The organism is Snodgrassella sp. B3800 (assembly GCF_026535865.1).
In the GTDB taxonomy this organism is placed as follows: domain Bacteria; phylum Pseudomonadota; class Gammaproteobacteria; order Burkholderiales; family Neisseriaceae; genus Snodgrassella; species Snodgrassella alvi_E.
The window spans coordinates 502670-525976 of record NZ_JAFNPH010000001.1; the positions used below are offsets into that span (position 1 = coordinate 502670).

Below are 23307 nucleotides of genomic sequence, written 5' to 3' on the forward strand. Positions count from 1 at the left end.
AATTTTTTAGTGTAGTTGAGAACCTTAGCGTAGCCATTTCAACTGTAGTTGACAATATTAGTGGCGCTGCTTTAGCGTAAAATAAATGAATCTGTATCCTGTTTCGGTAGTTTGTTTATGTATCGGTCTATATTTGCGATTGCTGGTGGTGCGGCACTGGGTGCTGTTGTACGTTGGCTATTAAGTATCAGTCTAAACACTATTCATTCCACTCTACCCTATGGCACCTTGGCTGCAAACTGGATTGGCGCTTATTTGATCGGGTTGTCAAGTGGTCTGTTTCTACATTTCGTAAATATAGCCCCTGAATGGCGCTTGTTCGTTATTACAGGATTTCTGGGCGGATTAACCACGTTTTCAACCTTTTCCATGGAATCAGTACAATTACTTCAGTCCCACCGCTATGTACTTGCGCTCACCCATATGCTTTTACATACAGGCGGTTCTCTGCTGCTCACCATATTCGGCTTGTTTTGCATACAGTGGTGGCTAAAATTCGTCTGAAAAATACTATAAATAATTCATATTAAAGTACTGCCAATAAAAAACAGCATAGATATGCTGTTGATTCTCTTCTTGCTTCTTCTCAACCGTCTATCGGTCTGAGAGGGGTGTCCAAAATCAGCTGATACAAAGCCGCATCCAGCCAGTGGCCAAATTTAAATCCTATCTGTGGTAGCGTGCCTACATGAGTGAAACCCAGCTGTTCATGCAGGGCGATGCTGCCACTATTAGCCGCATCAATCACCCCCATAAGAATATGCATATCAGCCTTGCGTGCACGTTCAATCAGTTCCTGCATCAGCATGTGCGCCAGTCCCTGTCGACGGCAGTCATCACGCACATAAACACTGTGTTCTACGGTATATTTATTTGCTGGATAATCTCTGAATGCACCCCATGAAGCAAAAGCCAGCAGATCACCTTGCTCGTTCACTGCACCGATTACAGGACAGTTACGCGCACGTTTGGCGGCAAACCAGCCATGCATAAATGCCAGTGTACGCGGTTCATAATCATATAGAGCCGTAGAAGAAGCAATCGTATGATTAAAAAGTGCCAAAATGGCTTCTGCGTGCGCCTGCTCATTACAATCAACCAGTTTTACCGCAGAATTTTTGCTTGTACTCATCATTATCTCCCATATAAAAAAACTGCCTGTGTAAACAGGCAGTCAATATAAATCAAACCAGACCTTTCTTGGCCAGATAACCTTCATAATCACCCAGATAATATTCAAAGCCACCTTCACCATCTAGCTCAATAATCTGCGTTGCAAGACTGGAAACAAACTGACGATCATGGGATACAAACACCAATGTACCTGGAAATTTTTCCAGTGCCATATTTAGCGCTTCGATGCTTTCCATATCCATATGGTTGGTCGGTTCATCCATAACCAGCACATTTGGTTCTTGTAAAATCAGCTTACCATACAGCATGCGGCCTTTTTCACCACCAGACAGCACCTGTACCTGTTTACCGACTTCATTGCTGCCAAACAACAGCCTCCCGAGAGTGCCACGGATAACCTGTTCATCATCACCTTCTTTACCCCATTGGCGCATCCACTCTGTTAACGTCATCGGTACGTCAAAATCATTTTCATGATCCTGTGGGTAATAGCCAACCTGAGCTTTTTCCGCCCATTTCACACTACCACTATCCGCTTTAATACCTTCGTTATAAGCTTCATCATAAGCTCCTGCCAAGAGTTTCAGCAAAGTGGATTTACCGGCACCATTTGGGCCGATAATTGCCAGCCGTTCCCCCGCATCCAGCATAAGACTCAGCTTTTTGAACAATTGGCGGTCAAATCGTTTAGATAAATCCTGCACTTCCAATGCCTGCCGGTGCAATTTTTTCTTATCATCAACATTAAAACGGATAAACGGACTCTGACGGCTGGATGGCTTGACTTCCACCATATCGGCCTTGATTTTATCTGCCAGCTTGGCGCGACTGGTAGCCTGCCGTGCTTTAGATTTATTAGCCGAAAAGCGAGCTACAAACTCCTGCAGCTCCTGCAATTTTTCCTTGGCTTTGGCATTGTCTTTCAGTGTACGTTCGCGTGCCTGCGTAGAAGCCAGCATATAATCATCATAATTACCTGGATACAGCGTAATGCCACCGTAATCCACATCAGCCATGTACGTACACACTTCATTTAAAAAGTGGCGGTCGTGCGAAATGATAATCATGGTAGATTCATAACTATTCAATACACCTTCCAACCAGCGGATGGTATTGATATCCAGATTATTGGTGGGCTCATCCAGCAGCAGCACATCCGGTTTGGAAAATAATGCCTGCGCTAACAACACGCGCAGCTTAAACCCCGGCGCCACTTCACTCATGCTAGCATTATGCAAATGCTCATCTATACCCACGCCGGCAAGCAATTCAGCAGCTCGGGCTTCCGCCGTATAACCGTCGTATTCTGCAAATTTGGCTTCCAAATCTGCCGCGCGCATATAATCATCTTCAGTTGCATCCGGATTGGCATAGATAGCATCACGCTCTGTCATCGCGGCCCACATTTCAGTGTGCCCCATTAAGACCACATCAAGCACACGCATATCTTCATAAGCAAACTGATCCTGCCGCAGTTTACCCAGACGGAGCCCCTGATCTATGGCTACTTCACCACTTGTAGGCTCCAGATCGCCACCCAGAATTTTCATAAAAGTTGATTTACCTGAGCCGTTGGCACCAATCAAACCATAGCGATGGCCGCCACCGAACTTCACCGATACATTCTCAAACAATGGCTTAGCGCCAAACTGCATCGTAATATTATTGGTACTAATCACAGGAATGCTTCCTTTAAAATCCTGACAAAATAGACTGATTTTAGCACAGGCTTAGGCCGAAATTCCGCAAACCGTATTCCGACATTTACAATAAAGGCATTAAAGTGTAAAAACCACTTTTATTTACCACTGATGCATACTGTCATGACCCGATTAAGCCCCAGAATGATTGCTTTATTATTGCTCTGCGGAGCCATTGCTGGTGTGGCAGGTATGTCCTTAATCGGACTGCTGCATATGATTCAGCAGCTTGTCTATGGCATCAGGCGTATTGACGGCATCACTTTTCGAGACATGGTAGAACAAACCAGTGCTATGCATCGTCTGCTGGCTGTGTCTGGCTGCGGCATAGTGGGTGGCATTGGCTGGTTTCTGCTGCACCGTTTTGGTGCCAAACTTGTAGATATCAAACAGGCCATCAGTACCAGCACCACCCCCATACCGCTAGGTACGACTGTGATTCATGCGTTGCTGCAGATTTTAACAGTGGGTATGGGCTCACCCCTCGGTCGGGAAACCGCTCCACGTGAAATTAGTTCTGCTCTGGCGGATTGCATCAGCCGTCGATTGCAAATCAGCGCCGAGGAACGGAAAATTCTCTTAGCCTGTAGTGCGGCAGCAGGTCTGGCAGCGGTATTTGATGTACCACTAGCCGGTGCCCTGTTTGCTCTAGAAACGCTACTTTTCAGCTTTCAGCGCCAATGCGTGATGGCTGCCTTAATTTGCTGCACAACTGCGGCATGGGTAGCACGGTTGGGTTTAGGCAGTTCAACTGCCTATCAGCTACCGACACTTACTCTTAATAGTACATTATTAGTTTGGGCGTTATTACTCGGCCCTATTATCACCGCCGGTTCTTGGCTGTTACAACAGCAATTAGCTTACTGTAAACCCGCAAACCGCAGCACACCGCGTCTAATTTTTATCAGTGTCGCCGCATTCGTACTAATAGGTGTACTGGCAATGTGGCTGCCGGAAATACTGGGAAACGGAAAAGCAGGTAATGAATTATTATTTAATGACAGCATTAGTTGGCAATATGCAGCAGCTCTGCTTATTGGCAAGTGGCTTGCCTTGTTACTGGCTACACGAGCCGGTGCTTATGGCGGTTTTATTACACCATCAATGATGATTGGTGGCCTTGTTGCCTTACTTGCAGCTACCGCATGGAATAGTATATTGCCTCCTGTGCCCTTGATAGCAGCCGTAGTAGTTGGTGCAACAGTTTTTCTGGCGGTACAGCAAAAAATGCCTCTGACCGCAATATTATTTGTAATAGAAATAACCAATATCACACCTGATATTATTATGCCAGTCAGCTTGTGTCTGCTGACTGCTCTTCCAGTACAGCAGGCACTAAACAAATAGAAAATCTGCGCCGAATTCCCTCATTTATACTGAGCAAGTTTCACCCTCTGCCAGCCAGTCGTGTATCTGTAAATACTTGGCTAGCTGAGCTTCAGCAGAACCCGTTTCAGGCTCATACTGATATTCGAAACGGGCAGCAGGCGGCATAGACATCAGGATAGATTCCGTACGTCCGCCAGCATTTAAACCAAACTGTGTGCCTCGGTCACAGAGTAGATTAAATTCTATATAACGTCCGCGCCGGTAGAGTTGAAATTGTCGTTCACGCTCGCCATATGATGAATTCTTGCGCCGCGCCACAATTGGCAAATATGCTTGTGTATAGGCTGAGCTCACCGCCTTTATAAAAGCAAAACATTGAGCAAAATCCCAGCGGTTTAAGTCATCAAAAAACAAACCGCCCACCCCCCGCTGCTCTCGCCGGTGTGGCAAATAAAAATAGCGGTCACACCACTGTTTGAATTCCGGATACACTGCTTCTCCAAATGGCTGACAAGCTGCCTGAGCTACCCGATGCCAGTGTAAAACATCTTCTTCAAACGGATAAAACGGTGTTAAATCAAAGCCTCCACCAAACCACCATACAGGACTGGCGTGCTCAGGATAGGCCACAAACAGACGCACATTGGCATGGCTAGTAGGCACATAGGGATTACGCGGATGGACTACCAGTGATACCCCCATAGCTTCATAAGGTGCTCCAGCCAGATGCTGACGTTGCCGTGTAGCAGAAACCGGCATTGCTTTACCCTTTACATGGGAAAAATTTACTCCTGCCTGTTCAAATACCGCCCCGTCTTTTAAAACCCTCGTACAACCAGAACCTAAAGCACCAGACCAATTATCTATTACAAAACTGCCCGTTCCATCAGCTCCTGCCAAAGTATCAGCTAAATCGATCTGTAAATTTTTAAAAAAATCTAAAACTTGATTAAATACATCACCACTCATGAAAAAACCACAAACTTTGATTAATTAATATATGTATAATGTTAATTAATTTACAGCACAAAACAACCACAGCAACAGAATTTTTAAATCTGTGGATTATTGTGTAAGAAAAAGTATTTTACTGCACATTTATCAACTGCAATACACCAGTAAAAATATCAATAAACCGATAAATGTCTGAATTGTGTCTTCGACACTAAATTTATTACGCACACTATTAAAATAAGGAAATTTCAATGCAACTTTATCTTTACGACCATTGCCCTTTTTGCGTCCGTGCGCGGATGATATTTGGAAAAAAAATAGTACCAGTTGAAAATATTTTTCTGCTAAATGATGATGAAAACACACCCATAAAACTCATTGGCAAAAAAATGGTACCCATACTAGTCAAAGATGATGGCAGCGCCATGGGTGAAAGTCTGGATATTGTGCACTACATCGACAATCTTTCAGACAGTACACATTTAAGCCCTACTGTCCGACCAGAAATTCAGGGCTGGATCAAAATCGTTGATACTTACCGAAACTTCCTCACCGCGCCACGTTGTACACAGATTAATCTGCCTGAATTTGCCACCCAAAGTGCCATTGATTATTTCGTCAACAAAAAAACTGCCATCTACGGCGATTTTCAACAGCATCTACTAAACAGCCAAACCTACATCGAACGTCTGAACGCCGACTTAATTGCCTTATCACCACTCATTCACAGCGACCGTGGTGCGAATGGAACTTTTGGCATGGAAGACATCCTGTTGTTCCCGATTCTGCGCAATCTTACTATGGTTAAAGGTATTGAATGGACTGCACCTGTATTAGACTACATGCATAGCATGAGCCGCATTACTCGTATTCCGTTGTTTGATGACCGCGCCATCTGAAACAACCTCTCCCAAAAGTGCAGCCGCTAAATTTAGCGGCTGCTTTTTTATTTAAATAATATTTAAAATTATAAACTTATAATGAATTTTATTAACATTATTGTATTGTGTATTTCACAATACTACAATAGATTAAATATTGATAAAGAATTAACATACCTTTAATTTGAATATTTTGAATATAAATTACAGGCATGATATTTAAATGAATATTCAGCCTACTCTATATTTATTCAAAGCATTAATAAGTAATCAACTTTAGAGGAAATACATCATGTCTAAAACCAAAACCGTTTCAGAAATACTTGTTGATGTACTCACCGCAGCAGGAGTAAGCAACTGTTATGGCATCATCGGCGATACTTTGAATTTTGTCGGCAAAGCCATCCAAAAAAGCAGTATAAACTGGGTACATACCCGTCACGAAGAAGCTGCAGCCTTTGCCGCTGGTGCGGAAGCCATGATTACCAACAAGCTTACAGCTTGTGCCGGTTCCTGTGGACCAGGCAGCCTGCATTTGATTAATGGCCTATATGAATCAAATCGAAACAATGCACCTGTGATTGTCATTGCTAGCCAATTAGCCGCTACTTCAATGGGAACTGGCTTTCCGCAAGAAGTTGATTTTCTTAAAGTCTATCAGGATACCAGTGTATTTTGTCAGATGGTAAATCAGCCACAGGAAGCACAACGCATATTTACGCAAGCAGCTCAGGCTGCCATCAATAAACGTGGTGTAGCCGTGGTCATCCTGCCTAGTGACATCAGCAAGATGGAAATAGCCGAACAACCCATACAGATTTGGCAGCCACAGCCGGTAACCAGACCAAATGATCAAGAAATCGAAAAACTAGCTAAAGCCATTAATCAGGGTAAAAAAATCACCATCTACGCCGGCTATGGTAGTAAAGATGCTCATGACGAAGTGATTGCTCTGGCAGAAAAACTAAAAGCGCCGGTGGTACACACTTCACGAGCTAAAGACAGCATTGCCTGGGATAACCCTTATCAAGTAGGCATGACGGGTATGTTCGGCACCAAAGCCGGCTATGAAGCAATCAAGGAATGCGATACGCTTTTATTATTAGGCTGTGGCTTTGCATGGTCTGAATATTATCCTGACCATACCAGCATCATTCAAATTGACCATGATGCGACTCAGCTGGGGTTACGTCATCCAATCAATCTAGGACTAGTTGGAGATGTAAAAACCACTTTGCAAACTGTGCTCCCAAAAATTCAAGCTAGAAGCGACAGCAGCTTTCTGGATCACTACACTGCACTATTTGCCAAAATCATGGAGAAATTTCAATCATTTGCCACCCCGGATGATAAACACCCAATACATCCGCAGCAATTAGTTGAATTAATTGATAAATATGCAGATGATGATGCTCTGATTACGGCAGATGTCGGTACACCGATGCTCTGGGGTGCCCGCTATCTAAGCATGAACGGTAAACGGCGCTTTCTCACCAGCCTGAAACACGGCACTATGGCTAACAGCATGCCTCAGGCTTATGGCTTTCAAAAAGCATTTCCAGGCCGGCAGGTGATTTCTTTATCAGGTGATGGCGGACTAGCCATGCTGATGGGTGACTTACTTACTGCCAAACAAGAAAATCTGCCCATTAAAATTGTCGTTTTTAACAACAGCTCCCTTAACTTTGTTGAGCAGGAACAAAAAGGTGAAGGACTGGTCGAAGTGTATGTAGACCTGAAAAACGGCGATTTCAAGACTATAGCCGAAGGTTGTGGCTTTAGCGCGCAAAGTGTAAGCAAATCTTCCGAACTGGAAACAGCCGTTCAAAGTTTTCTGGCACACAAAGGACCAGCTTTGCTGGACGTGGTTATCAGCGACAAAGAACTGATTATGCCTCCTTCAATCAGCTATGAGAATGTTAAAAACATGGTTTGGTATGGTTCTAAAGCCATTCTTGAAGGCAAAGGTAAAGATGTTATCGACATGATAAAAAATAATATTTAAACCAAAACGAACAAACTTACTGCTCAGCATCCGGTTGGGCAGTAAGTTTTATTATATCGGTCAGATTTTGGTAAACCATTTAAAATATCTATCTTAACGAAACTGCTTCTAAATCAGCCTAAGTTTAGAGTTTGGAATTTTCCCAAATATCACATTACTAAATACAAAATAATCAGAAAAAAATAATATCCAGCCAATATCCCAAAAAATATCACTAAATAGAATAGCTTAAGGTATCTGACACACCTTGGCTCAGAATCATCAGATACCATATAGCCTAGACTCATTCTCAATCGAGCTTTGCCCTAAATTGGTTTTGGGAATTCTGTTTTGAAAATCATTGCAGTTTACAGAATTCACACAGTCTAACAACACTTTATAATTAAAACGTTAACTTATTATGTTCAATAATAGCTGCTTTTTAACAATCCCTTTCAAACAGCAAACATCAAATAATCAATCATCAGTTAATTAACTACGCAAAAAAAAGATATTTCGTTTTTAACAACACTTTATTAAAAATTTATAATTATTAAAATCAAATAGTTAAATATTAACAATAATTAATTCTTTTCAATCAAAATGATTTAACGTATTGTTATTTCATAGCTTTTAATCAAATTGATTAAAAGCTATCTGTCTGCGGGAATTTTGTACGGACTGTTTCACAGACCACACAGAAAAACTTCAGGCTAGAAATTAATATGATCATTCACAGCTGTAATAAGCTACCCAGCGATTGAGTTAAACTCAATAGTTGGGTAGTTTTCGTTTAAAAATCGATTTTAATCCGCATCAACGGAGATATATAAACGGATATACCCGTTTATTCCTGTTTATTTAGCTGGCGGACAGCTTTTTTCATCTTACGATACCAAATACGCTGCTGTCGCTTGTCTGGCAATCCACCTGCACCATATTGCCAATCAATATATTGCATCAGCAAAGCTGCCAAATCTGCATTAAGGAGATTATGTTCGGCCAGAAGAGCTTGCAGCTCCAGCGGTCCCATTGCCGCTAATTCAGCTTCTTCACCTTCTATTACGGATTGCTTCAGCAAATTAATGCCTTCAGTAAGCGGCTGTGACTGCACCTCTCCCTGCCGCCGCAACCAAAAAACTAACGGCAATGTCATAATGATGATGACAACAACAATCATCACAACCAGTACAGAGACAGGTAAATTTTTCAAATTTAGCCACGTTAAAATTGATTTCTGGCTTCCTGTATCATAGTTGACAACCCATTGCTGCCAGTAAAACTGGCCATTATCCAAATATTTCTGCAATAAAGGATAAGAAGATGTCAAACTGGCACGCTGAGCTTCGGGAAGAGCATCTTCAACTCCCTTTTCTACCCTTGAGGCAGCAGCAGCGGTAGTCGGATCCACACGTTGCCATCTGCCTTTTTCTGCAATCCAGATTTCAACCCATGCATGTGCATCCTTGCTTCGAATCTGCCAAAATTTCCCTTCAGGATGATATTCACCACCCTGATATCCGACTACCACTCGTGCTGGAACACCCACTGCTCTTGCCAGCCACACAGTGGCATCTGCATAATGCTCACAAAACCCTTCTCTACTTTGAAATAAGAAAAAATCCGTACGATTTACAGGTTCATCACTGGTTTGAGGAGTGAGTGTGTATTGAAAGTGATTATTACGAAAATAATCCATTATATGACGGATGAATTCTTCACTACTACCAGATTGTCTGGCCATCTGCTGTGCCAATTGACGAGTTTGAGGATTTAATCCATCCGGCAGCTGAGTGTAATAACTCAGTAAAGCCTCATCCATCTGCTGATATAAATATGGCGTCAACTGTGAATACAAATGAATACGACGTAAACCTTCTCTGCTACGATTTACCCGCACCACATTGCCAACGCGTCGGTTTAAATCTGGCTGACCGTCAGCCAAGGGTTGATCTAACGCTGGAATACGGCCATGGTCATCCTGAATAATCAGCTGGTAACCCAAAAGCCTATTATTGCTTTGCTGAGCCAAATTATCCTTAGACGGCAATTGCAATGAGTCTTTATCTGTGTATTGTTCTTTTACTGCCCGCCATTCACCATCATAATTTCTACCCATTACCAATACACGCCAGTAAAGATCGGCTTGTCTGGGTTTAACATCATTATCAAAGGTAGCATTGAAAATCAACGCATTGTCTAGGACTAAATTACTGACACTACCCGCAACCAGCGTATCGGATATACCTGTTGTAGCAGCTGATTGCTGCGGCTGGGGTATTCCCCATAAGGGCTTATCCTTACGTGGGACAACTAGAAACAGAATCACCGCCAATGGAAAAGACAGTAACAGAATCAATGCACCCTGACGAATAGCGGCTGATGGCTGAGTAGCGGCGAGTAAACCTAAAGCTGAAATAAGGCAGAATAAAGCCACAATCAGCCAGGGCGCCATCAATATGCTCTGATTAAACAGTAGGCCGCCACCCATTAAAATCAACTGAGCCAAAAGCAGAATTTGCCAGTCACGCAAGGTTTCTCCCTCGAAGGCTTTCAGCATAATCATCAGCATCAGCAAGGAAACACTAGCATCACGTCCAATGATGGTGCCCAGTCGAAAATATATCCATACCGTTGAACCCAGCAATAATATTACCAATGCCCATAATGGCAGCTTTTTGATTTTAGTAAAAAGTAAACCCACTCGTATCAGCCACAGCAAGGCAAATGCTGCACCAACACTCATAGGTAAATCAAACAGCAACGGTAAAGCTATCCAAGCCAGCATCAGCAACAGAATTAACTGCGTATGCTTAGGGGGAGATTTACGCAAAAATACCGGATCAGCTAGCCACATTACCATCTACCCAGAGCATTCAGACATTGTGTTCGTTGTGCAGTCGCTGCTTCATAGCGCTGACGCGGTAATTCGAGAATATACTTTTCACCACGGGCATCTGCGGCCAATACTCTGAAGCACATTTTACTGGCCATCTGTTCTACACTGGTGCCCTGCGGATAATCGCGATAGGAAATCAGCAATGGATCTGTCAGCGGAGCACCTTGGTCAAAATACTTATCCAGCAAATCACCACTTTTAGCATAATGCTTCCATGCAATCTGCCGTGCTGAAATAGCATTTTGGTGTGGAAGTAGATAAGCCGGATCTTGTCCACTCTGGCTGATTTGGCTGTTTTGCTCACCACTAATGCTTTTTACTGACGAAATAGTATGTTCGATCGGTTGTGGAAAAATAACAATTTCATCTGTAAATTCCCACTGTGTTTTAATCATTACCAGACCGAACGGAGCCATACTGGCACCTGCTAACATTAGTGTTGGCAAAATGCCGCGCCGTTGTGGTGGTAAAGTCCAGACAAAATCAGTATTCTCAGGTGTAATTTTCCACAGCTGCCAGTCCTCTGGAGTACCGCTAATTTCCTGTGCCGTCTGTAACCATAACCAACGTGTTCGTTTACTATTGTCACAGGCACGTAAAGTCAGTACACAATCTTTACCGGCAAAATATTCTGATTGCGGCACAACAGCCAGAATCAGACCACTTAGCTGCCGGAAACTGGCCAGCGCTCCAAACACCAATATACCAAGCAGCCAAAATACGAGCGCATAAGCTACATTGATCTGATAATTCACCGCCATAATCCACAGCAGAATACAGGCAATAGCCAATCCCCATCCCATGCGTGTCAGATTAAAACGTATATTTCGTGCACGCAAAGCAGTATGCCCGTCTATCAACGTGGGTACGGACTCAGACCACGGCAACATTATCCAGCATCCCATTAAGCAGCGTACTGCTTCTGGATTGACTCTGCACTGGTTGCAGGCGATGTGCTCCCACGGATACCCAGACAGCTTTCACATCTTCCGGTACCACATGTGCCCGCCCATGTATCCATGCATAGGCTTTGGCTGCCTGAACCACTGCCAAGCCAGCACGAGGACTCAGACCTACAGCAAACATACCCGGAGTCCGCGTAGCAGCCACCAGTCGGTACACATAATCAGCAGCGGCAACAGATAAATTAACTTTAGCCACTTCTGCCTGCCACTGCTGCAGTGTTTCCCCATTACAAACGGCTTTTAGGCGTGGTACAAACTGGCGGCGTCCGCCAGAAACATAAAGCAGCTTCTCTTCTTTTTCAGCAGGATAGCCGATACTCAGACACATCATAAAACGATCAAGCTGCGATTCAGGCAAAGGATAGGTACCGAGCTGTTCGGTCGGATTCTGTGTAGCCACTACCAGAAAGGGCTTAGGCAGTGTATAAGTTTTCCCATCTACAGAAGCCTGCCCTTCTTCCATCGCCTCTAATAAAGCCGATTGCAGCTTGGGTGAAGCACGGTTGATTTCATCGGCCAGTAAAAAGGAATTGAAGACCGGTCCCGGATGAAACACAAATTCGCCACTTTTAGGCTGGAATATACTCACACCAAGCAAATCAGCCGGCAGCATATCGTTGGTGAACTGAACACGCTGGTATTTCAATCCCAGTACTGCAGCCAGTGCATGAGCGAGCGTGGTTTTGCCGACTCCTGGGACATCTTCCAGCAGAATATGTCCGCGAGCCAAAACACAGGTCACAATCTGAATCAGTAATTGTTGTTTACCCAGAATCAGGGCATTAAGCTGTTTGAAAATTGGTTCTAGTTTTGGATTCATGTATTAAAATAGTAGATAAAGGGTATTTGGCAGCAATACTGATAATAGTTACAATGCATTTCTCAAAGATAATAAAACAACAAAAGTTGTTTATTATGTTTTCATGCAAAAAGCATTGATAAAAGTACAGACTGAAAACACAAACTGTATGATTAATAACTAATTTTAACATTATGTATGCTAAATAGTAAATTAATCAATGCGAATATATTCCACAGCCAGTATCTCAATATTTTCCACCCCATCCGGACCATGCAGGCGTACTTCATCACCTTCATGTGCTTTAAGCAATGTACGTGCCAGCGGCGATACCCATGAAATCTTATTACGACTAGTATCAATCTCGTCAGTACCTACGATGCGTACCGTTTGTTCTATTCCATTGCCGCGTAGAATGGTTACCGTTGCACTGAAAAATACCTGATCACTTGCCTCACGTGTTTCTGGGTCAATCACCTGAGCAGCCTCAAGCCGTTTAGTCAAAAACCGAATCCGCCGGTCAATTTCTCGCAACCGGCGTTTACCATACAGATAATCACCATTTTCACTGCGGTCTCCATTACCGGCTGCCCAGTTAACCACGTTCACGATTTCCGGCCGTTCCTTGTGTACCAGTTGATAAAGTTCGTCCTGTAAAGCCTGATGACCGACTGGTGTAATGTAATTGGGCGCAGGTTGCGTCTGCACATCAGACATAATCTGTCTCCATATTTAACACAAAAAGGCTGTCTGAAAAATACAGACAGCCTGCTTCATTTTCAGCTGACTCAGTGGTTATTTACGCTGCGCATCCACAGCAGCCAAAGCAACCATATTGACAATACGGCGTACAGAAGCCATAGGAGTAACAATATGCACGGATTCATTCATACCCATCAGAATCGGGCCAATGGTTACACCATTAGAAGAAGTACGCAACAAATTGTAGCTGATGTTGGCTGCCTCAACATTAGGCATCACCAGCAAATTGGCTGCACCTTTAAGCTTGCAGTCCGGCATTAATTTCTGACGCAGTTTTTCATCCAGAGCCAGATCACCTTGCATTTCACCATCAACATTCAGTTCTGGATCTGCTTCTTTAATCAGAGCCAGAGCTTCCTGCATTTTGCTGCTGCTGGGCTGTTCCAGTGAACCGAAGTTGGAATTAGACAACAGCGCTACTTTAGGTTCGATACCGAAGCGTTTGATCTCATTCACACACATCAGTGTGTTTGCAGCAATTTGCTCGGCAGTAGGTTCAGAATTGACGTAAGTATCAGCAATGAACATATTGCCTGAAGTCATAATGAGTGCATTCATTGCACAAGCATTCTGCTCAGTATTGTTATAGCCAATTACTTCTTCCAGAATATTGAAATGGTCATGGAAACGGCCAACTGTACCGCAAAGCAAGGCATCAGCACTGCCCATTCGTACCATCATGGCACCAATCAGTGTAGAGCTGCTAATCATGCGACGACGTGCCATCTCTTCAGTAACGCCATGACGTTTGCGCAGCTCATAATAAGCCTGCCAATATTCACGGTAGCGCGGATCATCCTGATTATTGACGATTTCAAAATCTTTGCCTGACTGAATAGTCAGACCTAGCTTTTTCGCCCGTGCTTCAATAACGGCCGGACGGCCGATAAGAATTGGGTAAGCCAGTTTATGATTGACTATATGCTGCGTAGCATGCAAAACGCGCTCATCTTCACCTTCACACAATACCACACGTTTTACATCTTTCTTCGCCTGTGAGAATACCGGTTTCATAAACAGACTGGATTTGTAAACAAACTGACTCAGTTTTTCTACATAAGCATCCATATCTGCAATCGGACGGGTTGCAACACCTGAATCCATCGCTGCTTTGGCAACAGCCGGAGCAACAACCGCAATCAGGCGCGGGTCAAAGGGTTTCGGAATCAGATATTCACGACCAAAAGACAGCTCGGCATTACCATATGCTGCAGAAACTTCGTCACTCAGCTCGGCTTTTGCCAGCTCAGCAATAGCGTGCACACAGGCTAATTTCATCTGTTCATTAATAGTGGTAGCACCGACATCCAGCGCGCCACGGAAAATGAACGGGAAGCACAATACATTGTTTACTTGATTCGGGAAATCAGAACGTCCTGTACCAATTACAGCATCCGGCCGCGCTGCTTTGGCTTCCGGCGGCCATATTTCTGGTGTCGGATTGGCCATAGCCAAAATAATCGGGTCTTTAGCCATGGTTTTGAGCATGTCTACGCTCAGAACATTCGGGCCGGACAAGCCAAGGAAAATATCCTTGCCATGTACGGCATCAGCCAGCTTGCGCTGACCATTATCAGGAATGGCAAATAGTTTTTTCGATTCCACCATGTTTTCTTCGCGATTCTGGTAAATTACACCTTTAGAATCACACACAGTGATGTTTTCGCGTTTCATGCCCAGCGCTACCAAGAGCTCCAGACAAGCAATAGCCGCAGCACCCGCACCAGAGCAGACTAGCTTAACCTGACTGATATCTTTACCTACTACTTCCAAACCATTTTTAATCGCAGCTGCGGTAATGATAGCAGTACCATGCTGATCGTCATGGAATACCGGAATATTGCAACGTTCACGCAGTTTTTTCTCAATATAGAAACATTCCGGTGCTTTGATATCTTCCAGATTGATACCACCGAAAGTCGGTTCCAGAGAAGCAATAATATCAACTAATTTATCTGGGTCAGTTTCGTTTACTTCGATATCGAATACATCAATACCACCAAATTTTTTGAACAGTACCCCTTTGCCTTCCATTACCGGTTTGCCGGCTAATGCACCAATATTGCCCAACCCTAGCACGGCTGTACCATTGGAAATTACAGCCACCAGATTACCGCGAGCAGTATAACGATATGCATTCAAGGGATCACGGTGAATTTCCATACATGGTGCAGCCACACCCGGTGAATAAGCCAGTGACAAATCATATTGAGTAGCCAGCGGCTTGGTTGGCGTAATCTGAATTTTACCGGGACGGGGTTCTTCGTGAAAATGTAATGCTGCTTCTTTGATTAATTCATCCATATCTGTTCTCAGTCTTAGGTTTTTCAACACCAATAAGCTGTTCTTGAAAGAGCACGCTAAAAGTCACTTCTATCAGAGCAATTTATAAATCATAGGCATTGATAAAAGTAGTTCACATTATAGCGTTATTTAACAAAATCATGCACCGTTTTATTATCAGTATAATCAACTGCCATGTGGGATAAATAACAGATTCGGCTCTTGCAAACGTTAATAAAACAAATAGCTGACCAAATTTAGCCAAATTTGAAATTACATTTTTATTTCAAATGCTTATCTAAAATTAACCTAAATCATTTATTTTTATTCATTTATATACTAGCTAAAAACTAAATTTTAACTTTTGCAATTAAGGAAATGATTAGCGCTCACCTTTTACACTGTAACCATAATTGCTTTTCAGTTTTTTGTCATGCAACTTGTAATAAATATTTTCTAATTTGAGTATAAGGGTGTTTATAAACAAATTAAATTTGGAAAGAGGCATAATTCACAATTTAATTGTGAATAAATATAATGGATTTTTTTAAGATCATCTGTTGCAAATAAAAATTAAGAGATTTTTTATTGTATATCTTTTGGTAAGTTAATAGTTTTTATCCTGCTTCATTTCTAATTCAATCATTGTTCCAAGAATCAGTTATTTTCGTTGAATAAGAACAAACGCTTGAAAGCAATTTCAGTTAATTTATTAATATCATTTTTATCTTGTACAATATGCATTTTTCGATGGCAATTGGGGCATAAGGCGACCAGATTGTCTAAAGTATCTGGGCCATTTTGTGATAGCCATACGACATGATGGCATTCTAAATACGGTTGTTGCTCTTGATTGACAAAGGGCGCAAATTGTTCACATAAATCACAATAACCACGCGCTTGGCGTTTTACATATTCCACTAATTCCATACTACGTCGATAGCGCGGTGTTTTTACGGTTATTTTACTGGTTTGTTTAGTTTCTTGATTTTGGCGTTGAATTTTAGCTATGAGCTTTTTATCTGAAAATCTGGATAATGCGGTTAATCTATCTTGCTCAAAATGATTCACCATTTCTACCGGTAATCCACCTTGTTTCAAGCGTAGTGGAAAAATATATACTTGTCGCCATTGGTTTTTAGCATCTAACTGTTGAGTACAATAAGGCTCTCCCGCTTTAAGCATTTCGCCAATATAAGTATATTGATATTCTGCTAACACTTCGAAATAATGTACTTGTACGCCATTATTATCTATATTTGCTAATGTTTTATTTTGAGCAAAATCTAAAGATTGATCACCAATCTGGCCCATTCCGGTGTAATGTAAAATGTCATTTTTCCACACATCTTTATAGACCGACTCAAGATGATTGGTTATCAGAACTAATGTGTTAGTTCGATTTGATTTACGCATGCCCCCTTGTGGTGAACATTGAAATACATCACATAATTGCTCGTTATTTAAAATTGTTCCTTGGGTTAACGTAATCATGGGTTTAGATGGAAGCAAAAACTGATGTTTAACACTTTAAAACAAATTATTTAAAATGCCAACACAATGGTTTAGGTGCAAGCTATATCAATCGACAAATAATTTTTTTAGGATTATGTGTCTATATTTGCTTGTATAAGCTAAATAAAATTTTTATCAATTTATTCTATTAACTGGCATAATTTTTATAATTTTTCTAAAAATATATTGACATATCAACAAGTAAAGGCGGTATTATTTTACAGCTTTTTGTTTAGCAGTCAGTCTTAGCGGACTGGATTTAATGTAGCCAACCGCATAATTTTAATATTTGTGCGGTATTTGCTTATTCCCAAATGCTATTCATAAGCCATATCATTGCCGTCACGCTTTTACTCAACGCTCAAGTCGTTGCTATTATCTGTAATCCCGATTTACCTGTAGCTGAACAGGCGCGCCAACTTAGTGCGCAGGGTTTGACTTTGTTAATTAAGTATTATGAATCTGAAGATTATATCTTTCAGGAAATAACGCAAACTTTGGGCAAACTGATGATTGAACGTGAAAATCTGGGTATTATTGCTGGTGTAGCCATGGATGAAATGTTGAATTTTGCCGGTAATCTGAATGCTTTGATTAGCGGATTAAGGTGTTATCTGACGGAAATCAGTAAATATGCTGAAATCATCAGCCAGTATCATGCTTATAAGCTCATTCAAGAATAACTTCATTTGAAAAAGCCAGCGGATTTATTGAGCAAATTCACTGGCGTTTGCGCCTATGTTTGATTGTTTTATAGGGTCAGTTCCATCTGGATGTTGACTCTATTGAATGTACTATGAAGGTTGGTAATTTCTTTAAATCCGGCTTGCTGATAAAGATGGATGGCTGGTTTCAGGCTAGTATGGCTTTCTACATAAAGTTTTTTTGCGCCCTCTTCTCTGGCTTTGGCAATGATTGCCTCTATCAAATGTCTGCCAATATGTTTGCCCTGTGCCTCTGGGGCCACTGTTAATTTGGCTAGCTCATAATCATATGGGTCACCATGCTGCTTTATCAGGGCACATACGCCTACTGGTTTGCCGTTTTCCAGTGCCACCAGTATGTGGCCGCCTTTGTCGAGGATGGCTTGTCTGGGATTATCCAGTAGCTGATAATCACTGTCTTCCATTTCGAAATATTTAGCTATCCACGCTGCATTCAAATCACGAAAAGCAGAATGATAGCGGTCACTGTAATCAACAATTTGCACATTTTCTGCGATATTCATGATGCATCCTTTTACATGAAATTGAGTATCGGCCAGCCATGGCGGTGGGCATACTGTGCTAATTTTTCATCAGGATTGACGGCTACCGGATCAGTTACTAGTTGCAGGAGCGGTAAATCGTTATGTGAATCGCTGTAAAAATAAACTTTGGTAAAATCGCTCAGTTGTTGCCCTCGTTGTGCCAACCATTGTTGCAGACGGATAACTTTGCCTTCTTTAAAGCTGGGTGTGCCTATGTAGCGTCCGGTATAGTTACCTGCTGCATCAGTTTCTAACTGTACGCCGATAATATTCTGAATACCAAATGTTTTTGCAATCGGGGCAATAATAAACTCATTGGTAGCCGATAATAGCAACATTTCATCTCCAGCATCACGATGCCCCTGTACCAGCATTTTTGCCATAGTGGAAATATGCGGTACGATAAAGTCATGCATGTATTCGCTATGCATGCTGTCCAGTTCGGCACGGGTAAATCGTGCCAGAGGTGCGAGCTGGAATTGCAGGAATTCATCTATATCAAGACAGCCATTTAGGTAATCTTGATAGAATTTATTGTTTTTCATGTCAACAAACGCTTTGTCGACCAGTCCTTTCTGCATCAGGTACTTCGGCCATTCGTTATCCGAATCACAATTAATCAGAGTATGGTCAAGGTCAAAAATAGCCAGATTCATGCATGTTCCTGTTGTTTAAGTAGCTGCCGCAGTAAGGTAAGAGTGATGCGCCGCCCCTGCGCAAGTGAATAATCATTTAAGGTATTGAGCATTAGCAATAGACTGTCCAAATCGCGGCGCCAGTGAGCCAGCAGATAACGGATAACTTCAGCATCCACCGGTATTTGCCGAGCCCGTGCCATGCCTACCAATGCGTTAAATTTCTCTTCGTCGCTTAATGGTTTGATTTCATATACCAAACAAAAAGCCATACGGGTACGTAAATCTTCGCGAATCATAAGCTGCTGGGGGGGGATGGCAGAGCTTAAAAGCAGATTGCCCTGACGGGTATTGCGAAAGTGGTTGAATAAAGAAAAAAGCTGCTGCTGCTCGGCAGGGCTGAGTAATTCAATCTGATCCACAGCAACGCAATCAAGGTCAAACAGCCAATAACCAAGGCCTTCGCTCGCAGCGTCAACATATTCGGCTTTCAGACCGCGCGATTGCGCCTGCGCTACCCATGCTTTTAGTAAATGGCTTTTACCGCTACCGGCTTCGCCCCAAACAAAGATAAACGGATCTGCCTGCTGCTGTAAAACATAAATCAGTTCAGCGTTGGTATGGCCGAGAAATTTGTCAAATCCGGGATAGCTGCGATCATCAAAGTCAAATATCAGTTGGTTCACTACGTTAGACCAGTTTGAAAAGGTAGTGTGGCCTTTGATTGTACGCTGTCTGCTTTGTTTCTTTCAAGCAGCACATTGGAGTAATGCTACTGAGGAATAAGGATTTTACGTTTGCACTTGCCCATGGCATAAAAATGACATTATTCTTTTGGCTTTACTCCAAATACTTGTGTCCAAAGCTGCTTTACGACCTGATAATTGGCGAGCAAAGTGGCGTCTATGTTGGTGTTGACAGCATCGCGCAAACGAGTGTTGTGCTGTTGCTGGCGATAATACCGATAAGCCATGCGACTGCCTTCGGCCATACAGCTGTCTACTAGCCCCAATTCGGCAGCGATGCTGAGCAAGGCAATATTACCGTAATTGTTTAGCAATTGCGGATACTGATGCGCATGTGCCAGTATCAGATACTGCACAATAAATTCCACATCCACTACTCCGCCGCGGGCATATTTTACATTTGTATCTACGGGTGGATGTGTAGGAAACATTTTTTCGCGCATAGCGATGATTTCGTTGCTTAAAGAGACGGTATCACGTTTGCGGCATAAAATTTCGCTACGTACCCCATCAAATCGTATGCCCACGTTGCTGTCGCCACCAATGAAGCGGGCTCGGGTTAGGGCCTGATGCTCCCAAGTCCATGCACTTTCACGTTCATAGCGTTCGAATGCCTGTATATGGGTAACAGTAAAACCTGAATCGCCATTCGGGCGCAGCCGTAAATCAATATCGTAAAGTGTACCTGCACCGGTTGGTACTGTTAGCCAGCTGGTAAGACGACGGGCCAGACGTGTATATGTATCAATAGCATCGGGATGGTTATCATCAAATACATAAACCAAATCCAAATCTGAGGTATAACCTAATTCTTTACCCCCCAGTTTGCCATAACCAATCACAGCAAAATGCGGGGTTTCAGTGTGACGTCGTGGTAATTGCGCCCATACTCTATTCAGTGCATTTTGTATAATTAGGTCTGCCAGTGCAGAAAGCTGATCTGACAACCCTTCTACTGTCCACAAACCGGCCAAATCCTGTACAGCCAGACGAAAAGTCCATGCATGCTGAAACCGGCGCAGAACATCCATTTGCGCCTCGACATCATCATGGCAATCATCCAACAACTTTGTCAGCTCCTGCGCATGTACTGTCCAATCAGTATCCTTGCGCATTAGTTCATTGCTAAGCAGTTCGTCCAATAATACCGGATGCCGCTGTAAGTATGTAGCAACCCAGCTGCTTTGACTCATGAGTCCGGCCAGTTTATCTAAAGCTTCGGGATGCTCATGCATAAAGGCCAAATATGAACTGCGCCGAGCAATGGTTTCTACAAAATCAAGCAATCGGGTTAATGTAATATCTGGCTGCGGATATCTGGCTGCTACGCTCAGTACAGACGGAATCATGTCATCAAAACGCTGTTGCGCAGATGACGATAGCTGCCGGTACTGACTGCCATGATGTAGTTGTTGCAGACGCTGAATTACATTATGAGCATTAAAGCCATGTGCTGTTAGTAAAGAAGTTTTTTCTTCACTATCACTGTCAACCTGCCAAACGCGTACCATATCAGGATCTTGTGCTTTGGCCTTATCGTCCGGCTCAGTGAAAATGGCATTGAAAATCTGGTTAACAGCACAACGGTGCTGATTCAATGCAAAAAGGTAGTGCTCATAATCGGCATAGCCCATACTTTTTGCTAGCATTTGTTGCTGCTCTGTGCCGGCCGGCAGCATCTGCGTTTGCTGATCATCCCAATATTGTAAGCGGTGTTCGGTATCTCTCAGAAAATGGTAAGCCTGTAGCAAGATATCAACTTTTTCTGCTGACAGCATGCCTTGTTCCTGCAAGGCATGCAGTGTTTCCTGTGTGCCTTTTAGTTGCAGGCTGCGTATCTGACCGCCACGTATCAGCTGGAAAATCTGTGCAATAAATTCCACTTCACGAATGCCACCGGCACCCAGTTTGATATTGTCCGCCATGCCTTTGCGGGTCACTTCACGCTGAATTTGCTGATGCAGATTGCGCATGGCATCGTAGGCATTGAAATCCAGATATTTACGATACACAAACGGCCGTACAAGTGCAGCGATATGATTCGGATAGTCGGTTATTAATCGAGCCTTAGTCCATGCATAGCGCTCCCATTCCCGTCCTTGCTGTATCAGATATTGTTCCAGCGCGGTTTCATTTATTACCAATGCCCCAGCATCACCATCTGGACGCAATCGCATATCTACGCGGAAAACCTGCCCGTCACCAGTAATATCATTCAGTAGCGATATGATTTTCTGGCCAACTTTGGTGAAAAATTCCTGATTGCTTTTCTGGCGTTTACCGTCGGTGTCGCCAGCTTCCGGAAAAACAAAAATTAAATCTATATCAGAGGAAACATTCAGTTCATATCCACCCATCTTGCCCATGCCCACTATACTCAGCCGCTGAAATGTATTGCTGAGGGCGCCAATTGGTTCGCCATATAGTCCAGCATAATAAGCATGTGCATACTGTTCAGCGATATTGATGGTGAAATCAGCTAGATGAGTTATGGTGGTGGTGACTTCCTGTAAATCACTCACCCGTGCCAGATCGCGCGCCATGATATGTGCAATTACATGGCGGCGCAGCAGGCGCAACTGGCGTTTCAACTCTGCCTCATTTTCACCAGCCTGCAATTGTGTCCAGTTGGCAAAACCGTGAAAATCTTCCAACGTCAGACGTCTTTCCAGCCATGGAAAAAGTTTGTTCTGGTCGAGCAAATGGTTATCTAGCAGACGGCTGAGAAACAATGAATATGGACGGGCTGTGACGAGAATGTGTGCAGGAGTCATGTTGCTGTTGAATTGGTAACAGTTGTGTGTGAGCATGATACCGCCTGACCTAAATACTGTGAACTGACAACTTTCAGATAATTAACAATGGCTCATCAGTACAATACTGTTGGTATCACTCATAAAATACTAATAAAGGGAATATTCATATCATAATGAATATTCCCTTTTCTTTATACAGATTCAGTTACAATCGTATTGATGTAATGTATTAGTGATGATGGTGGTCGTGGGCACCATGTACATGGCCGTGTTCCAGCTCTTCTGCAGTAGCTGGGCGGATGTCTTTTACAGTTGCTTTAAAGCGAATGCGCTGGCCGGCTAAGGGATGATTACCATCCACTACGGCTTTACCATCAGCCACATCGGTGATACGGTATACCATCACTTCACCAGTTTCTGGATCGTCAGCTTCGAACATCATGCCCACTTCTACTTCTACCGGAAACACATCCAGTGGTTCGATGCGAATCAGATCTTCCTCCTGCTCGCCAAAAGCATCATCCGGAGACAATGTAACATCTACTACATCGCCAACTGCTTTATCGTGCAACTGTTCTTCCACCAACGGGAAAATACCATCATAACCACCATGCAGATAGCTGATAGGTTCTTCCGTTTTATCTATCAGCTGGTTATCTGCATCAAACATTTCATAATCCAGCGTCACTACAGAGTTTTTGGCGATTTTCATAATT

At 43.0% G+C, this 23307-nt stretch carries 19 protein-coding genes; 5 read left to right on the forward strand and 14 right to left on the reverse strand.

What is annotated here, in order from left to right; translation table 11 throughout:
• The first annotated feature begins 117 nt into the window (after positions 1-117).
• Positions 118-504, forward strand: coding sequence for a fluoride efflux transporter CrcB (gene crcB / locus J3U64_RS02255; RefSeq protein WP_100139909.1), 387 nt, complete (start codon positions 118-120; stop codon positions 502-504).
• 82 nt (positions 505-586) lie between these two features.
• Here the strand turns inward: crcB and J3U64_RS02260 are convergent, their stop codons facing one another.
• Both J3U64_RS02260 and J3U64_RS02265 read right to left on the reverse strand, forming a co-directional pair.
• Entirely contained in the window at positions 587-1132 is a 546-nt protein-coding gene (locus tag J3U64_RS02260) for a GNAT family N-acetyltransferase (RefSeq protein WP_267408131.1), read from the reverse strand.
• A gap of 52 nt (positions 1133-1184) precedes the next feature.
• A complete protein-coding gene (locus J3U64_RS02265) occupies positions 1185-2813 on the reverse strand; it encodes an ABC-F family ATPase (RefSeq protein ID WP_267408132.1) in 1629 nt (542 codons plus the stop codon).
• A 144-nt stretch (positions 2814-2957) separates the two neighbouring features.
• Between J3U64_RS02265 and J3U64_RS02270 the strand changes: the two genes are divergently transcribed.
• Positions 2958-4181, forward strand: a complete 1224-nt coding sequence (locus J3U64_RS02270) for a chloride channel protein (protein ID WP_267408133.1) — start codon at positions 2958-2960, stop codon at positions 4179-4181.
• A gap of 24 nt (positions 4182-4205) precedes the next feature.
• On the opposite strand, the gene hemF is transcribed toward J3U64_RS02270, so the two are convergent.
• Positions 4206-5132 carry an oxygen-dependent coproporphyrinogen oxidase gene (hemF, locus tag J3U64_RS02275; protein WP_267408134.1) on the reverse strand — a complete coding sequence of 309 codons (927 nt, stop codon included), beginning with the start codon at positions 5130-5132 and terminating at the stop codon, positions 4206-4208.
• 236 nt (positions 5133-5368) lie between these two features.
• Between hemF and grxB the strand changes: the two genes are divergently transcribed.
• Together grxB and J3U64_RS02285 are read left to right on the forward strand one after the other, a co-directional pair.
• Positions 5369-6016, forward strand: a complete 648-nt coding sequence (gene grxB / locus J3U64_RS02280; protein ID WP_267408135.1) for a glutaredoxin 2 — start codon at positions 5369-5371, stop codon at positions 6014-6016.
• 274 nt (positions 6017-6290) lie between these two features.
• Positions 6291-8003 (forward strand): thiamine pyrophosphate-dependent enzyme, encoded by a 1713-nt coding sequence (locus tag J3U64_RS02285; RefSeq protein ID WP_267408136.1) that lies wholly within the window; start codon positions 6291-6293, stop codon positions 8001-8003.
• 826 nt (positions 8004-8829) lie between these two features.
• On the opposite strand, the gene J3U64_RS02290 is transcribed toward J3U64_RS02285, so the two are convergent.
• From J3U64_RS02290 to J3U64_RS02315, 6 genes are all read right to left on the reverse strand, one after another.
• Positions 8830-10839, reverse strand: coding sequence for a DUF3488 and transglutaminase-like domain-containing protein (locus tag J3U64_RS02290; protein WP_267408137.1), 2010 nt, complete (start codon positions 10837-10839; stop codon positions 8830-8832).
• Positions 10839-11771, reverse strand: coding sequence for a hypothetical protein (locus tag J3U64_RS02295; RefSeq protein ID WP_267408138.1), 933 nt, complete (start codon positions 11769-11771; stop codon positions 10839-10841). The genes J3U64_RS02290 and J3U64_RS02295 overlap by 1 nt, the downstream gene beginning before the upstream one ends.
• Positions 11755-12666: an AAA family ATPase gene (locus J3U64_RS02300; protein WP_267408139.1), complete on the reverse strand. Its 912-nt coding sequence runs from the start codon at positions 12664-12666 to the stop codon at positions 11755-11757. The genes J3U64_RS02295 and J3U64_RS02300 overlap by 17 nt, the downstream gene beginning before the upstream one ends.
• A 192-nt stretch (positions 12667-12858) precedes the next feature.
• On the reverse strand, positions 12859-13362 hold the full coding sequence (greB, locus tag J3U64_RS02305) for a transcription elongation factor GreB (protein WP_267408140.1): 504 nt from the start codon (positions 13360-13362) through the stop codon (positions 12859-12861).
• A 78-nt stretch (positions 13363-13440) separates the two neighbouring features.
• A complete protein-coding gene (locus J3U64_RS02310; protein WP_267408141.1) occupies positions 13441-15711 on the reverse strand; it encodes an NADP-dependent malic enzyme in 2271 nt (756 codons plus the stop codon).
• A 636-nt stretch (positions 15712-16347) separates the two neighbouring features.
• Complete coding sequence (locus J3U64_RS02315) at positions 16348-17184, reverse strand: HNH endonuclease (protein WP_267408142.1); 837 nt, start codon at positions 17182-17184, stop codon at positions 16348-16350.
• Positions 17185-17519: 335 nt separating this feature from the next.
• Between J3U64_RS02315 and J3U64_RS02320 the strand changes: the two genes are divergently transcribed.
• A complete protein-coding gene (locus tag J3U64_RS02320) occupies positions 17520-17888 on the forward strand; it encodes a hypothetical protein (protein ID WP_267408143.1) in 369 nt (122 codons plus the stop codon).
• Between the two features lie 68 nt (positions 17889-17956).
• On the opposite strand, the gene J3U64_RS02325 is transcribed toward J3U64_RS02320, so the two are convergent.
• The 5 genes from J3U64_RS02325 to J3U64_RS02345 all read right to left on the reverse strand — a co-directional run bounded on the left by J3U64_RS02325 (position 17957) and on the right by J3U64_RS02345 (position 23303).
• Positions 17957-18433 (reverse strand): GNAT family N-acetyltransferase, encoded by a 477-nt coding sequence (locus J3U64_RS02325; protein WP_267408144.1) that lies wholly within the window; start codon positions 18431-18433, stop codon positions 17957-17959.
• Between the two features lie 11 nt (positions 18434-18444).
• Complete coding sequence (locus tag J3U64_RS02330) at positions 18445-19110, reverse strand: HAD family hydrolase (protein WP_267408145.1); 666 nt, start codon at positions 19108-19110, stop codon at positions 18445-18447.
• A complete protein-coding gene (gene hda, locus J3U64_RS02335) occupies positions 19107-19775 on the reverse strand; it encodes a DnaA regulatory inactivator Hda (RefSeq protein WP_100139895.1) in 669 nt (222 codons plus the stop codon). The genes J3U64_RS02330 and hda overlap by 4 nt, the downstream gene beginning before the upstream one ends.
• A gap of 140 nt (positions 19776-19915) precedes the next feature.
• Positions 19916-22645 carry a bifunctional [glutamate--ammonia ligase]-adenylyl-L-tyrosine phosphorylase/[glutamate--ammonia-ligase] adenylyltransferase gene (gene glnE, locus J3U64_RS02340; protein WP_416384970.1) on the reverse strand — a complete coding sequence of 910 codons (2730 nt, stop codon included), beginning with the start codon at positions 22643-22645 and terminating at the stop codon, positions 19916-19918.
• A 175-nt stretch (positions 22646-22820) separates the two neighbouring features.
• Entirely contained in the window at positions 22821-23303 is a 483-nt protein-coding gene (locus J3U64_RS02345) for an FKBP-type peptidyl-prolyl cis-trans isomerase (protein WP_100139894.1), read from the reverse strand.
• Positions 23304-23307: the final 4 nt, after the last annotated feature.

Bases quoted from the DNA above. Each gene is read 5' to 3' on its own strand.
- crcB (WP_100139909.1), top strand. From the start codon at position 118: ATGTATCGGTCTATATTTGCGATTGCTGGTGGTGCGGCACTGGGTGCT.
- J3U64_RS02260 (WP_267408131.1), bottom strand. From the start codon at position 1,132: ATGAGTACAAGCAAAAATTCTGCGGTAAAACTGGTTGATTGTAATGAG.
- J3U64_RS02270 (WP_267408133.1), top strand. From the start codon at position 2,958: ATGACCCGATTAAGCCCCAGAATGATTGCTTTATTATTGCTCTGCGGA.
- hemF (WP_267408134.1), bottom strand. From the start codon at position 5,132: ATGAGTGGTGATGTATTTAATCAAGTTTTAGATTTTTTTAAAAATTTA.
- grxB (WP_267408135.1), top strand. From the start codon at position 5,369: ATGCAACTTTATCTTTACGACCATTGCCCTTTTTGCGTCCGTGCGCGG.
- J3U64_RS02285 (WP_267408136.1), top strand. From the start codon at position 6,291: ATGTCTAAAACCAAAACCGTTTCAGAAATACTTGTTGATGTACTCACC.
- J3U64_RS02290 (WP_267408137.1), bottom strand. From the start codon at position 10,839: ATGTGGCTAGCTGATCCGGTATTTTTGCGTAAATCTCCCCCTAAGCAT.
- J3U64_RS02295 (WP_267408138.1), bottom strand. From the start codon at position 11,771: ATGTTGCCGTGGTCTGAGTCCGTACCCACGTTGATAGACGGGCATACT.
- J3U64_RS02300 (WP_267408139.1), bottom strand. From the start codon at position 12,666: ATGAATCCAAAACTAGAACCAATTTTCAAACAGCTTAATGCCCTGATT.
- greB (WP_267408140.1), bottom strand. From the start codon at position 13,362: ATGTCTGATGTGCAGACGCAACCTGCGCCCAATTACATTACACCAGTC.
- J3U64_RS02310 (WP_267408141.1), bottom strand. From the start codon at position 15,711: ATGGATGAATTAATCAAAGAAGCAGCATTACATTTTCACGAAGAACCC.
- J3U64_RS02315 (WP_267408142.1), bottom strand. From the start codon at position 17,184: ATGATTACGTTAACCCAAGGAACAATTTTAAATAACGAGCAATTATGT.
- J3U64_RS02320 (WP_267408143.1), top strand. From the start codon at position 17,520: ATGCTATTCATAAGCCATATCATTGCCGTCACGCTTTTACTCAACGCT.
- J3U64_RS02325 (WP_267408144.1), bottom strand. From the start codon at position 18,433: ATGAATATCGCAGAAAATGTGCAAATTGTTGATTACAGTGACCGCTAT.
- J3U64_RS02330 (WP_267408145.1), bottom strand. From the start codon at position 19,110: ATGAATCTGGCTATTTTTGACCTTGACCATACTCTGATTAATTGTGAT.
- glnE (WP_416384970.1), bottom strand. From the start codon at position 22,645: ATGCTCACACACAACTGTTACCAATTCAACAGCAACATGACTCCTGCA.
- J3U64_RS02345 (WP_100139894.1), bottom strand. From the start codon at position 23,303: ATGAAAATCGCCAAAAACTCTGTAGTGACGCTGGATTATGAAATGTTT.